The sequence below is a fragment of the Pseudomonas sp. S30 genome, assembly GCF_016518545.1.
Taxonomy (GTDB): domain Bacteria; phylum Pseudomonadota; class Gammaproteobacteria; order Pseudomonadales; family Pseudomonadaceae; genus Aquipseudomonas.
The window spans coordinates 47,087-60,103 of record NZ_JACVTO010000003.1; the positions used below are offsets into that span (position 1 = coordinate 47,087).

Consider the following 13,017-nt stretch of genomic DNA (forward strand, 5'->3'; position numbering starts at 1 on the left):
CCTCAAGCGCGAGCTGCAGAGCCTGCTGGGCCGCTATCCGGCCGAGCTGCAACGCACCCGTCAGCAGATCGAGCGTCGTGCCGCGCTGGCGGCCAGTACCCGCGAACGACTCGACGCGGTGCAGCAGGCCATCGCCGCCCTGGAACCCCAGGTGCGCGGCCAGCACAGCAGGATCGCCGCCGAGGTGCGCTTCACCCAGGGCGGCATGATCGGCCTGATCCTGCTCATCGCGCTGCTGATCGACACCCTCCAGCGCCGCCTGACCCGCACGCTCACCAGCCTGGCACCAGCGCTGTCGCGCTGGGCCGAAGGGGATTTCGGCCAGGCCGTGGAACTGGGCCGCACCAATGTCGAGTTGCGCGAGATCCAGGAGTCGCTCAACCGCCTGCGCCAGTACCTGGTGACGCTGGTCGGGACCTTGCGCCACAACGCCGAGCAGGTCGCCGGCAGCAGCCATGCCCTGGCCGGCATGAGTACCGCGCTGCACGACGGCGCCGAGCGCCAGGCCGGCGACACCGCGCAGATCCGCGATGCCCTGGGTGAACTGGAGGCGACCATCCAGCAAGTGGCCGGCGACGCCAGCTCGGCGGCCGATGCCAGCCGCGATGCCGGACGCGCCGTGGAACACGGCCAGGCGGTGATCGGCCAGAGCCTGTCGGGCCTGCGCGCGCTGGTCGACGAGGTGCAGGGCAACGCGCAACTGATCGAGCAACTGGCGGCGGAATCGGCGACCATCGGCGGCGTGCTGACGGTGATCCGCGCGATCGCCGAACAGACCAACCTGCTGGCCCTCAACGCCGCCATCGAAGCCGCGCGGGCCGGCGAAATGGGACGTGGCTTCGCCGTGGTGGCCGACGAGGTGCGCTCGCTGGCCCAGCGCACCACGGGCGCCACCGGGGAAATCCAGGTGCTGATCGATCGCTTGCAACTGGCCGCGCGCGAGTCGGTCGACGGCATGCGCACCCAGCTGGAGCATGCCGAAGCCACCGCCAGCCAGGCGCAGATGGCCGACGGCGCGCTGGACGAGATCGTCAGCGCGATCCGCACCATTGCCGACACGGCGGTGCGCATCGCCGATGTCACCGCTCAGCAGAGCGGCGCGGTGAGCGAGATCCGCGATCACAGCGAGCGCATTCACCGGCTCGGTGAAGACAACCTGCAGCGTATCGGCGAAGGGCGCCAGCAAGGCGAGCAGTTGCTGCAACTGGGGGGCGAGCTGAATCAGGCGGTTGGCGCGTTCAGGGTGTGAAGCGCTGAGCCAGCCAGGACGCCGCAGCCGCTTTTGAGCACGTCCACAAGCGGCAGGGCGCCGAGTGAGAAGGCAGGCGCGGCAGTTCGCCACGCCTGCAGAAGCCGCGCCGGACAGCCCCTGGTCATCCCCGGAGCCGATCAACTCCGCTATCATGCCCGGCACGTTCCACCTCGCGAGTCCGCCATGCGCCGCCTGTTTTTCCTGCTGTTCCTGTTGCTGGCAAGCCCCGTGTTCGCCTCGGGCCTGCTCGACGATCGCCCAAGCGCCACCCTCGGCGCCGCCTCGCTGTCCAACCAGGGCGATTTCCTCCCGGTCGATCAGGCCTTCAAGCCCGAGCTGCTGCGCGCCGACGCCAAGTCCATCACGGTGCGCCTGATCGCCACCGAGGGCTATTACCTGTATCGCCACCGCTTGCAGTTCCACAGCGACCCGGCCGACATCGCCCTGGGCGAGCCGCGCATTCCCCAAGGCGAGGCCAAGCACGACGAGTTCTTCGGCGACGTCGAGGTCTACCATGGCATCGTCGACATCGAATTGCCGCGCACCGATACCCGCGCCTTCACCCTGCTGGTGGGCTACCAGGGCTGCGCCGACAAAGGCCTGTGCTACCCGCCCCAGAGCGCCCGGCTGAGCATTCCGGGAGACGGGCCGGCGAGCGCCGCGGCAGCCGGCCAGAAGGTGGGCTGGCAGAGCCTGGCCCTGTTCTTCCTGGCGGGCCTGGGGCTGACGTTCACGCCCTGTGTGCTGCCGATGCTGCCGATCCTCTCCGGCGTGGTGCTGCGCGGCCAGGCCGGCGGTTGGCGAGGGCTGGCGCTGTCGCTGGCGTACGTGCTGCCGATGGCGGCCAGCTTCGCCGCCCTCGGTGCGCTGATGGGGTTGTTCGGCGCCGGCCTGAACCTGCAGGCGCGCCTGCAATCGGCGTGGGTACTGGTGCCCTTCGCGCTGTTCTTCGGGGTATTCGCCCTGGCCATGTTCGGCCTGTTCGCACTCAAGTTGCCGCACGCCCTGAGCGAGCGCCTGGACCGTGTGGCGCGCGGCACGCGTGGCGGCTCGCTGCTGGGCGCCGCGGTGCTCGGGGTGCTGTCCAGCCTGCTGGTCTCGCCGTGCGTTTCGGCCCCGCTGGCCGGTGCGTTGCTCTACATCAGCGCCAGCGGCGATGCCCTGGGCGGTGCCTTGAAGCTGTTCGCCCTGGGGCTGGGCATGGGTGCCCCACTGCTGCTGGTGGCCACCGGGGGCGCGGCCTGGCTGCCCAGGAGCGGACCGTGGCTGAACACGGTGAAGAACATCATCGGGGTGCTGTTGCTGGGTGTGGCCATCGGCCTGCTCAGCCGCGTGCTGCCAGGGCCTGCGACGCTGGTGCTGGTCGGCCTACTGGCCGGCGGCGTGGGGCTGTTCCTCGGCGCCCTGGAGTTCGTGGTTAAGCCACCTCGCCAGCGCCTGGCACAACTGCTGGGCCTGCTGTGCCTGTTCTACGCCCTGGCATGCTGGTACGGCGCACTGACCGGTGCCGACGACCCCCTGCGCCCGTTGCCCGATCACCCGACCAGTGCCTCGGCAGAAACGCCGCGCAGCGCTGCCTGGCAGACGCTCACGAGCCCTGCGGCGCTCGACGCCGCCCTCGCCCAGGCCAAGGCGTCCGGCCAGCCAGTGGTCCTGGACTGGTACGCCGACTGGTGCATCAGTTGCAAGGTGATCGAGAAGCAGGTGTTGAGCGCCGCTGCGATAGAAGATGCCCTGGCCGGCTTCAAGCTGATTCGCCTGGATATCACCGACAGCACCACCGAACAGCGTGAGCTGCTCGATCGCTACGGGCTGTTCGGACCTCCGGCGCTGCTGTTCTTCGCTGGCGACGGCCGCGAGTTGACCACTGATCGGGCGGTGGGCGAAGTGAACGTCGAGCAATTGACGACGATTCTGACACGCGTGCGCAGCACGCTCGGGCTATAAGGTCCCAACCTGTGGGAACTTTTCCGCAAGAGTGACCAAAGCAGGGTTCATGGTCACATACTTTGCCCGAACCTCGGTCAACGTGCGGGCTATTGCAGGGAACTGGACACTGCTGCCCACTTGCGGCATAGTCGCCGCGCTATGTCGAATTGCCCTACAAGACCAAGGAAATCGTAGATGGCCACCCTACTGGTGCTGCACGGCCCCAACCTCAACCTGCTCGGTACTCGCGAGCCAGGCGTCTATGGCGCCGTCACTCTCGCCCAGATCAACCAGGACCTGGAGCAGCGCGCCCGAGCGGCTGGCCATCACTTGCAGTTCCTGCAGAGCAATGCCGAGTACGAATTGATCGACCGGATCCACGCCGCGCGCCAGGAAGGCGTGGACTTCATCCTGATCAACCCGGCTGCCTTCACCCACACCAGCGTCGCATTACGTGACGCATTGCTCGCGGTGAGCATCCCATTCATCGAAGTGCACCTTTCCAACGTGCACAAGCGTGAACCGTTCCGTCATCACTCCTACTTCTCCGATGTGGCTGTAGGTGTGATCTGCGGCCTGGGCGCCAGCGGCTACCGCCTGGCCCTGGAGTCTGCCCTGGAACACCTGGCTGCCAACGCACAGCCCCGATGATGCAAGGGCCAGGTCCAGTCACCTGGCCTACGACGCATGACGAATGAACCTATTCGACACGTTTTCAAACTCGAATCCCCGACCGAATCTTGGGAGTTGCCGCTTAATGGATATCCGTAAAGTCAAAAAGCTGATCGAACTGCTGGAAGAGTCCGGCATCGACGAACTGGAGATCAAGGAAGGCGAAGAGTCCGTTCGCATCAGCCGTAACAGCAAGGCGCCTGCCGGCGCTCAGTACTACGCAGCCCCGGCGCCTTTCGCTGCGCCAGTCGCCGCGCCGGCCCCTGCCGCGGCCGCCGTCACGCCAGTTGCCGAAGCTGCCGCCCCAGCGCTCAAAGGCACTGCAGTACGCTCGCCGATGGTCGGCACCTTCTATCGCAAGCCGTCGCCGACCTCGCCGAACTTCGCCGAAGTGGGGCAGACCGTGAAGAAAGGCGACACCCTGTGCATCGTCGAAGCGATGAAGATGATGAACGCCATCGAAGCTGAAGTCAGCGGCGTGATCGATGCCATCCTGGTCCAAGACGGTCAGCCGGTCGAGTTCGACCAGCCGCTGTTCACCATCGTTTGAATCGCGGAGAGCCAACGATGTCTGGGAAGCTCGAAAAAGTCCTGATCGCCAACCGCGGGGAAATCGCCCTGCGGATCCTGCGTGCCTGCAAAGAGCTGGGCATCAAGACCGTCGCGGTCCACTCCACCGCCGACCGTGAACTGATGCACCTGGGTCTGGCAGACGAATCGGTCTGCATCGGTCCTGCATCGTCGAAAGACTCGTACCTGCACATCCCGGCGATCATCGCTGCGGCCGAAGTGACTGGCGCCACCGCCATCCACCCAGGCTACGGTTTCCTCGCCGAGAACGCCGACTTCGCCGAGCAGGTGGAAAAATCCGGTTTCGCCTTCATCGGCCCGAAAGCCGACACCATTCGCCTGATGGGCGACAAGGTGTCGGCCAAGGACGCGATGATCAAGTCCGGCGTACCGACCGTGCCGGGCTCCGACGGCCCGCTGCCCGAAGACGAACAGACCGCACTGGCCATCGCCCGCGAAGTGGGCTATCCGGTGATCATCAAGGCCGCTGGCGGCGGCGGCGGTCGCGGCATGCGCGTGGTGCACAAGGAAGAGGACCTGATCGCCTCGGCCAAGATGACCCGCAACGAAGCCGGTGCTGCCTTCGGCAACCCGATGGTCTACCTGGAGAAGTTCCTCACCAACCCACGTCACGTGGAAGTGCAGGTACTGTCCGATGGCCAGGGCCACGCCGTGCACCTGGGCGACCGTGACTGCTCGCTGCAGCGCCGTCACCAGAAGGTCCTCGAAGAAGCGCCGGCACCGGGCATCGACGAGAAGGCCCGCCAGGAAGTGTTCAAGCGCTGCGTGGATGCGTGCATCGAGATCGGCTACCGGGGAGCGGGCACGTTCGAGTTCCTGTACGAGGACGGCCGCTTCTACTTCATCGAGATGAACACCCGCGTCCAGGTCGAGCACCCGGTCTCGGAAATGGTCACCGGCATCGACATCGTCAAGGAGATGCTGAGCATCGCCGCCGGCAACCCGTTGTCGTTCAGCCAGGAAGACGTGGTGATCCGTGGCCATTCGCTAGAATGCCGGATCAACGCCGAGGACCCGAAGAAGTTCATCCCGAGCCCAGGCACCGTCAAGCACTTCCATGCCCCGGGCGGCAATGGCGTGCGGGTCGATTCGCACCTGTACAGCGGTTACTCGGTGCCACCGAACTACGACTCGCTGATCGGCAAGCTGATCACCTACGGCAAGGACCGCGACGAGGCGATGGCGCGCATGCGCAACGCCCTGGACGAGATCGTCGTCGATGGCATCAAGACCAACGTACCGCTGCACCGCGAGCTGGTACGCGACGAAATGTTCTGCAAAGGTGGCGTGAACATCCACTACCTCGAGCACAAACTGGCCAGCCAGGAGTGATCCGGTAGCACCGATGCGGTGGCGGGCCTGCACCATCACCGTGTCGATGTTCGCCTCGTCGTGCCGGGACTGCCCTGCAGCCCCGGCGCCACTGGCCTGATCCACCTCGGCCAGCCGCCGATCCGGCAACGCCGCCGCACCCTGTGCCAGCCCCCTGCCCCTCTCACGGCCCGTACGCTCGAGCGCCCCTCGCCCATGCCCTCGCTCTACAAAGCTCACGCACTCGCGTAAACTCGCACGCTTTCGTGCAGCCCTGCGCTGCGCCTGTCGATTCAGCACATTAAGCGAAGGTGCCCGCCATGCCCTGGCTGCAAGTACGCCTGGCCATCAGCCCGGAACAAGCCGAAACCTACGAAGACGCCCTGCTCGAAGTGGGCGCCGTATCGGTCACGTTCATGGACGCCGAAGACCAGCCGATCTTCGAACCCGATCTGAACACCACGCCGCTGTGGTCGCACACGCACCTGCTGGCACTGTTCGAAGCCGATGCCGAGCCCGAGCAGGTGTTCGCTCACCTGCGCCTGATCACCGGCCAGGCCTTGCCCGAACACCAGGCCGAGATTATCGAGGACCAGGATTGGGAGCGCAGCTGGATGGACAACTTCCAGCCCATGCGCTTCGGCCAGCGCCTGTGGATCGTGCCGAGCTGGCACCAAGCGCCGCAGCCCGAAGCGGTCAACCTGCTGCTCGATCCGGGCCTGGCGTTCGGTACCGGCACCCACCCCACCACCGCGCTGTGCCTGGAGTGGCTCGACGGCCAGGCCCTGGAGGGCGTCCAAGTGCTCGATTTCGGCTGCGGCTCGGGCATCCTGGCCATTGCCGCCCTGCTGCTGGGCGCCCGCGAGGCGGTCGGCACCGACATCGACGTGCAGGCCCTGGAGGCCTCGCGCGACAACGCCGGGCGCAACGGCATCGCCGAGCAGCGGCTGGCGCTGTACCTGCCCGAACAGCTGCCACCAATGCAGGCGGACGTGCTGGTCGCCAACATCCTGGCCGGCCCCCTGGTCTCGCTGGCCGCGCAGCTGTCCGGCCTGGTACGTCCGGGCGGCCTGCTGGCGCTGTCGGGTATTCTGGCCGAGCAAGGGGAGGAAGTGGCCAATGCCTACGCCGCCGACTTCGACCTGGATCCGATCGCCGAACGCGACGGCTGGGTCCGCATCAGCGGTCGTCGCCGCTGACTCCACCCTGCATCTCATTTGCGCACACACCCGGATCGCCGCATGACCGACAGTTTCGTCACCCAGTGCCCGCATTGCCAGACCCGCTTTCGCATCAACCATCAACAGTTGAGCGTGGCCCGTGGCGTGGTGCGGTGCGGGCAATGCCTGCAGGTGTTCAATGCCGCCCGCCAGTTGCTCGAACAGAGCCAGGCCGCAGCAGTGCCGCCGATGGCCGAGCCTCCCGAGTCGTCGCCCTTGACCGCCGCGACGGACCAGCCGCCCGTGGTGCCGACTGCGCCCGCCGCCGAGCATGACTGGGCGGCCGACTTCGACGCCCTGGACCTGGACCAGGCCCTGGCGAGCCTGGAGCGCCGCGACCCGCAAGGCGAGCGGCCCAGGCCCCATGGCGACGACTCGCTGCAGGCTCGGCGCGACGATCCCAGGGGCGAGCTGCACGGCGACGAGGCCTTCGGCACGGCCAACGACGAGCGCACCATGCCGCAGGCCGAGCCGACGACCGCGCCCGTACTGTTGGAAACCGCCCCATCGGAGCTGGATACGACGCCTGACGAGCGCCTGGAGCCTTCCCTGGGCACGCACCTGGCGCTGGACGACGACCTGGACCCGGTAGTGCGGCGCAACGGCCTGCAGGCCGACGACGAGCAGAGCGACGCCTGGCATCCGGCGAACGATCCCGCCGTCGTCGGCTCCGGGATGTCGGCGCTGGACGATGACGATGCCGCAGTGCGGCTGTCGGCGCGCGATGACGATCCCGTCGAGCCACTCGATGGCAGGGATGGCGAAGGTCGACTCGAACCGATGCTGGCCGCCAGGCCGCCACGGGTGCGCAAGGAACCCTTGGTCGACGTGGTCGACGATCCGCTGCAGCTTGAGTGGCACAAGCCCGCACCCAACTGGCGCAAGCGCCTGCTGTGGGGCGCCCTGGCGCTGCTGGCCGCAGGCCTGCTGGCCTTCCAGTACCTGTATTATCACTTCGACGAAATGGTCCGCCACGACCGTTACCGTCCGTTGTTCCAACAGCTGTGTCCGACCCTCGGCTGCCAGGTGCCGACGCGCGTCGATGTCGCCCGCATCAAGAGCAGCAACCTGGTGGTGCGCAGCCATCCGGACTTCAAGGGCGCGCTGATCGTCGATGCCATCATCTACAACCGTGCCCCCTTCAGCCAGCCGTTTCCGCTGCTGGAGCTGCGCTTCGCCGATCTCAACGGCCAACTGATCGCCAGTCGTCGGTTCAAGCCCAGCGAATACCTGTCGGGCGAGCTTGCCGGACGTGGCGAAATGCCCAGCCAGACCCCGATCCATATCGCCCTGGACATCCTCGATCCCGGCCCGAAGGCCGTGAACTACAGCCTCAGCTTCCGCTCCCCGGAATAGCCCGCGACAGACGGCAGGCCCGAGCCCCCGGCACAGGGGCGCGGGGCTCGCCGCCTGGGGCATGCGGCGCAGGCGCGCAGTTGCTCACTTTTTATCCAGCGCTATCTTTATCCGGTCACCGAGAGCGGGTATCATGCGATCCCTTTTTCGAACTCCACTTGATCCGGCCCCACAACAGGGAACACCTATGTCGGCGGTACGCATCGGCCCATACACACTGCACAACAACCTGATTCTCGCGCCCATGGCCGGCGTCACGGACCAGCCTTTTCGCCTGCTGTGCAAGCGCCTGGGCGCGGGCATGGTGGTATCGGAGATGGTCAGCAGCGACATGAAGCTGTGGAACAGCCGCAAGTCGCGCCTGCGCCGCATCCACGAAGGCGATCCCGAGCCACGCTCGGTGCAGATCGCCGGCGGGGATGCGCAGATGCTCGCTGCGGCGGCACGGGCCAACGTGGAATCCGGCGCGCAGATCATCGACATCAACATGGGCTGCCCGGCGAAAAAAGTCTGCAACAAGGCTGCCGGTTCTGCTTTATTGAGAGATGAAGCGTTGGTAGCCGAGATTCTTCATGCGGTGGTCGACGCGGTCGACGTGCCGGTGACGCTGAAGATCCGCACCGGCTGGGATCGCTCGAACAAGAATGGCCTCACGGTGGCGAAGATCGCCGAACAGGCGGGCATCCAGGCGCTGGCGGTGCATGGCCGTACCCGCGCCGACCTGTACACCGGACACGCCGAGTACGACACCATCGCCGCGATCAAGCAGGCGGTGTCGATTCCGGTGTTCGCCAACGGCGACATCACCTCGCCCGAAAAGGCCTGCGCCGTGCTGGCTGCCACCGGCGCCGACGGCCTGCTGATCGGCCGCGCCGCCCAGGGCCGGCCTTGGATCTTCCGCGAGGTCGAGCATTACCTGCGCACCGGCGAGCATCTTCCCGCTCCCGGGCTGGATGAAGTGGAACGCATTCTGCTAGAGCATTTGGCCGCATTGCACGCCTTCTATGGCGATGTGATGGGCGTTCGTATCGCCCGCAAGCACGTGGGGTGGTACCTGGCAACACGCAAGGGCGGCAGGGAGTTTCGCGCCCGGTTCAATGGCTTGGAGGATACCCAAGCGCAATGCGCCAACGTTCGAGCGTTCTTCGCCGAACGTCGACACAGCCTTGAGACAGAGGACGGACCAGGGGTGGCCGCATGACGATGATGACCGAGACATTAGTGAGTGGAACAACGCCCGTGAGCGACAACGCCAATCTCAAGCAGCACCTGAACACGCCGAGCGAAGAGGGTCAGACCCTGCGCGACAGCGTCGAGAAGGCGCTGCACAACTACTTCGCCCACCTGGAAGGCGCCACCGTCACGGACGTGTACAACCTGGTGCTCTCGGAGGTCGAGGCGCCGCTGCTCGAGAGCGTGATGAACCACGTCAAGGGCAACCAGACCAAGGCCAGCGAGATGCTCGGACTCAACCGAGGTACCCTGCGCAAGAAGCTCAAGCAGTACGATCTGTTGTAAGCCAGAATCCCAACCAGAAAAGGCGGCTCCGTCGAAAGAGGCGCCTTTTTTGCTGACTCCACCGCGTTATGGAATCCGAAATGACCGACCAGACTACCCGCCTGCCGATCCGCCGCGCCCTGATCAGCGTGTCCGACAAGACCGGTATCCTCGAGTTCGCCCGTGAGCTGCAACAGCTCGGTGTCGAGATCCTGTCCACCGGCGGCACCTACAAGCTGCTCAAGGACAATGGCGTGGACGCGGTGGAAGTGGCCGACTACACCGGCTTCGCCGAAATGATGGACGGCCGGGTCAAGACCCTGCACCCGAAGATCCACGGTGGCATCCTCGGCCGTCGCGGCACCGACGACGCCATCATGAACGAGCACGGCATCAAGCCGATCGACCTGGTGGCGGTCAACCTCTATCCGTTCGAGGCGACCATCGCCAAGCCGGGCTGCGACCTGCCGACCGCCATCGAGAACATCGACATCGGCGGCCCGACCATGGTGCGTTCCGCGGCCAAGAACCACAAGGACGTCGCCATCGTGGTCAATGCCGGCGACTACGCCCAGGTGCTCGAAGGCCTCAAGGCCGGCGGCCTGACTTACGCCCAGCGCTTCGACCTGATGCTCAAGGCGTTCGAGCACACCGCTGCCTACGACGGCATGATCGCCAACTACATGGGCAGCATCGACCAGTCCCAGGCGCAGCTGTCCACCGAGGGCCGCAGCCAGTTCCCGCGCACCTTCAACACCCAGTTCGTCAAGGCCCAGGAAATGCGCTACGGCGAGAACCCGCACCAGAGCGCGGCGTTCTACGTCGAGGCGAACAAGGGCGAGGCCAGCATCTCCACCGCCACCCAGTTGCAGGGCAAGGAACTGTCGTTCAACAACGTCGCCGACACCGACGCCGCGCTCGAATGCGTGAAGAGCTTCGTCAAGCCGGCCTGCGTCATCGTCAAGCACGCCAACCCGTGCGGCGTGGCCGTGGTGCCGGAAGAACAAGGCGGCATCCGCAAGGCCTATGACCTGGCCTACGCCACCGACAGCGAGTCGGCGTTCGGCGGCATCATCGCCTTCAACCGCGAGCTGGACGGCGAAACCGCCACGGCCATCGTCGAGCGCCAGTTCGTCGAGGTGATCATCGCCCCGAGCATTTCCCAGGCGGCCCGTGACGTGGTCGCGGCCAAGCAGAACGTGCGCCTGCTGGAATGCGGCCAGTGGCCTGCCGAACGTGCGCCGGGCTGGGACTTCAAGCGCGTCAACGGTGGCCTGCTGGTGCAGAGCCGCGACATCGGCATGATCGGCGCAGACGACCTGAAGGTGGTGACCCAGCGCGCACCCACCGAGCAGGAGCTGCACGACCTGGTGTTCGCCTGGAAAGTGGCGAAGTTCGTCAAGTCCAACGCCATCGTCTACGCCAGCAACCGCCAGACCATCGGTGTCGGCGCCGGGCAGATGAGCCGCGTCAACTCGGCCCGCATCGCCGCCATCAAGGCCGAGCACGCCGGTCTGCAGGTGCAGGGGGCGGTCATGGCCTCGGACGCATTCTTCCCGTTCCGCGACGGCATCGACAACGCCGCCAAGGTGGGCATCCGCGCGGTGATCCAGCCAGGCGGCTCGATGCGCGACGCCGAGGTGATCGCCGCCGCCGACGAAGCGGGCATTGCCATGGTCTTCACCGGGATGCGCCACTTCCGTCACTGATTCATGCAATCGGCCGCACTGGGGCAGGCAGCTGCCGGGTGGGCGTCGGGTGCGCCGATGCACGTTGCCAACCGGCAACCGTGCTCGGCGCCGCCGACCGAGCCTGGCGCCCAGCCGCTTCGGTGCGACCTGGTACAGCGCGCGGTCCGTCCTCGCGCCCGACAGCATTCGAGGTTATGAAATGAACGTTTTGATCATCGGCAGTGGCGGTCGTGAGCACGCCCTGGCCTGGAAAGTCGCCCAGGACCCCCGTGTGGAAAAAATCTTCGTCGCGCCCGGCAACGCCGGCACCGCCACCGAAGCCAAGTGCCAGAACGTCGCCATCGATGTCTGCGCCCTGGAGCAACTGGCCGACTTCGCCGAGCACAACGTCGACCTGACCATCGTCGGCCCCGAGGCGCCGCTGGTCATCGGCGTGGTGGACCTGTTCCGCAGCCGCGGCCTGGCGTGCTTCGGCCCGACCAAGGGCGCGGCCCAGCTGGAAGGCTCCAAGGCCTTCACCAAGGATTTCCTGGCGCGTCACCAGATCCCGACCGCCGACTACCAGAACTTCACCGAGATCGAGCCGGCCCTGGCCTACCTGCGCGAGAAAGGCGCGCCGATCGTGATCAAGGCCGACGGCCTGGCCGCCGGCAAGGGCGTGATCGTCGCCATGACCCTCCAGGAAGCCGAAGACGCCGTGCGCGACATGCTTGCCGGCAACGCCTTCGGTGACGCCGGTTCGCGCGTGGTGATCGAGGAGTTCCTCGACGGCGAGGAAGCCAGCTTCATCGTCATGGTCGACGGCCACAACGTGTTGCCGATGGCCACCAGCCAGGACCACAAGCGCGTCGGCGATCGGGACACCGGGCCGAATACCGGCGGCATGGGCGCCTATTCGCCCGCCCCGGTGGTCACTGCCGACGTACACCAGCGGGTGATGGACCAGGTGATCTGGCCCACCGTGCGTGGCATGGCCGCCGAAGGCAATGTCTACACCGGTTTCCTCTATGCCGGCCTGATGATCGACAAGGCAGGTAACCCCAAGGTCATCGAATTCAACTGCCGTTTCGGCGACCCCGAGACCCAGCCGGTGATGCTGCGCCTGGAATCGAGCCTGGTACTGCTGATCGAGGCGGCCTTCGCCAAGGCGTTGGACAAGGTCGAGGCGCAGTGGGATCCACGGCCGAGCCTGGGCGTGGTACTGGCGGCCGGGGGTTATCCGGGCGACTACGCCAAGGGCGCAGTGATCAGCGGTCTGGACGCGGCGGCCAGGCTGGAAGGCAAGGTGTTCCATGCTGGCACCGCTCTCAAGGACGGTCAGGTGGTCACCGCAGGTGGCCGTGTGCTCTGCGCCACCGCTCTGGGTGACAGCGTAGCGTCGGCCCAGCGCCAGGCCTACCGCCTGGCCGAGCAGGTCACGTGGGACGCCAGCTTCCATCGCACTGACATCGGCTACCGGGCGATCGCCCGCGAGCGCGGTGAACCGTCACGCTGAGCG

11 protein-coding genes are annotated in these 13,017 nt (G+C 66.4%); all 11 read left to right on the forward strand.

Annotated features, from left to right (window positions below; genetic code table 11):
* The first annotated feature begins 469 nt into the window (after nt 1-469).
* The 11 genes from IAE34_RS24670 to purD all read left to right on the forward strand — a co-directional run bounded on the left by IAE34_RS24670 (nt 470) and on the right by purD (nt 13,014).
* A complete protein-coding gene (locus IAE34_RS24670; protein WP_442793256.1) occupies nt 470-1,249 on the forward strand; it encodes a methyl-accepting chemotaxis protein in 780 nt (259 codons plus the stop codon).
* Nucleotides 1,250-1,435: 186 nt separating this feature from the next.
* Nucleotides 1,436-3,199, forward strand: a complete 1,764-nt coding sequence (locus IAE34_RS04725; protein ID WP_200137705.1) for a protein-disulfide reductase DsbD — start codon at nt 1,436-1,438, stop codon at nt 3,197-3,199.
* Between the two features lie 177 nt (nt 3,200-3,376).
* On the forward strand, nt 3,377-3,832 hold the full coding sequence (aroQ, locus tag IAE34_RS04730) for a type II 3-dehydroquinate dehydratase (RefSeq protein ID WP_200137706.1): 456 nt from the start codon (nt 3,377-3,379) through the stop codon (nt 3,830-3,832).
* A 106-nt stretch (nt 3,833-3,938) separates the two neighbouring features.
* Nucleotides 3,939-4,403: an acetyl-CoA carboxylase biotin carboxyl carrier protein gene (accB, locus tag IAE34_RS04735; RefSeq protein ID WP_200137707.1), complete on the forward strand. Its 465-nt coding sequence runs from the start codon at nt 3,939-3,941 to the stop codon at nt 4,401-4,403.
* A 17-nt stretch (nt 4,404-4,420) separates the two neighbouring features.
* Nucleotides 4,421-5,776 (forward strand): acetyl-CoA carboxylase biotin carboxylase subunit, encoded by a 1,356-nt coding sequence (accC, locus tag IAE34_RS04740; RefSeq protein WP_200137708.1) that lies wholly within the window; start codon nt 4,421-4,423, stop codon nt 5,774-5,776.
* Between the two features lie 299 nt (nt 5,777-6,075).
* Nucleotides 6,076-6,954, forward strand: a complete 879-nt coding sequence (prmA, locus tag IAE34_RS04745) for a 50S ribosomal protein L11 methyltransferase (RefSeq protein ID WP_200137709.1) — start codon at nt 6,076-6,078, stop codon at nt 6,952-6,954.
* A gap of 42 nt (nt 6,955-6,996) precedes the next feature.
* Nucleotides 6,997-8,331: a DUF3426 domain-containing protein gene (locus IAE34_RS04750; protein ID WP_200137710.1), complete on the forward strand. Its 1,335-nt coding sequence runs from the start codon at nt 6,997-6,999 to the stop codon at nt 8,329-8,331.
* 187 nt (nt 8,332-8,518) lie between these two features.
* Nucleotides 8,519-9,532, forward strand: a complete 1,014-nt coding sequence (gene dusB / locus IAE34_RS04755; protein WP_200137711.1) for a tRNA dihydrouridine synthase DusB — start codon at nt 8,519-8,521, stop codon at nt 9,530-9,532.
* On the forward strand, nt 9,529-9,849 hold the full coding sequence (fis, locus tag IAE34_RS04760; RefSeq protein WP_029614158.1) for a DNA-binding transcriptional regulator Fis: 321 nt from the start codon (nt 9,529-9,531) through the stop codon (nt 9,847-9,849). Before dusB ends, fis begins: the two co-directional genes overlap by 4 nt.
* A gap of 80 nt (nt 9,850-9,929) precedes the next feature.
* A complete protein-coding gene (gene purH, locus IAE34_RS04765) occupies nt 9,930-11,537 on the forward strand; it encodes a bifunctional phosphoribosylaminoimidazolecarboxamide formyltransferase/IMP cyclohydrolase (RefSeq protein WP_200137712.1) in 1,608 nt (535 codons plus the stop codon).
* Nucleotides 11,538-11,718: 181 nt separating this feature from the next.
* Nucleotides 11,719-13,014 carry a phosphoribosylamine--glycine ligase gene (purD, locus tag IAE34_RS04770; RefSeq protein ID WP_200137713.1) on the forward strand — a complete coding sequence of 432 codons (1,296 nt, stop codon included), beginning with the start codon at nt 11,719-11,721 and terminating at the stop codon, nt 13,012-13,014.
* Nucleotides 13,015-13,017: the final 3 nt, after the last annotated feature.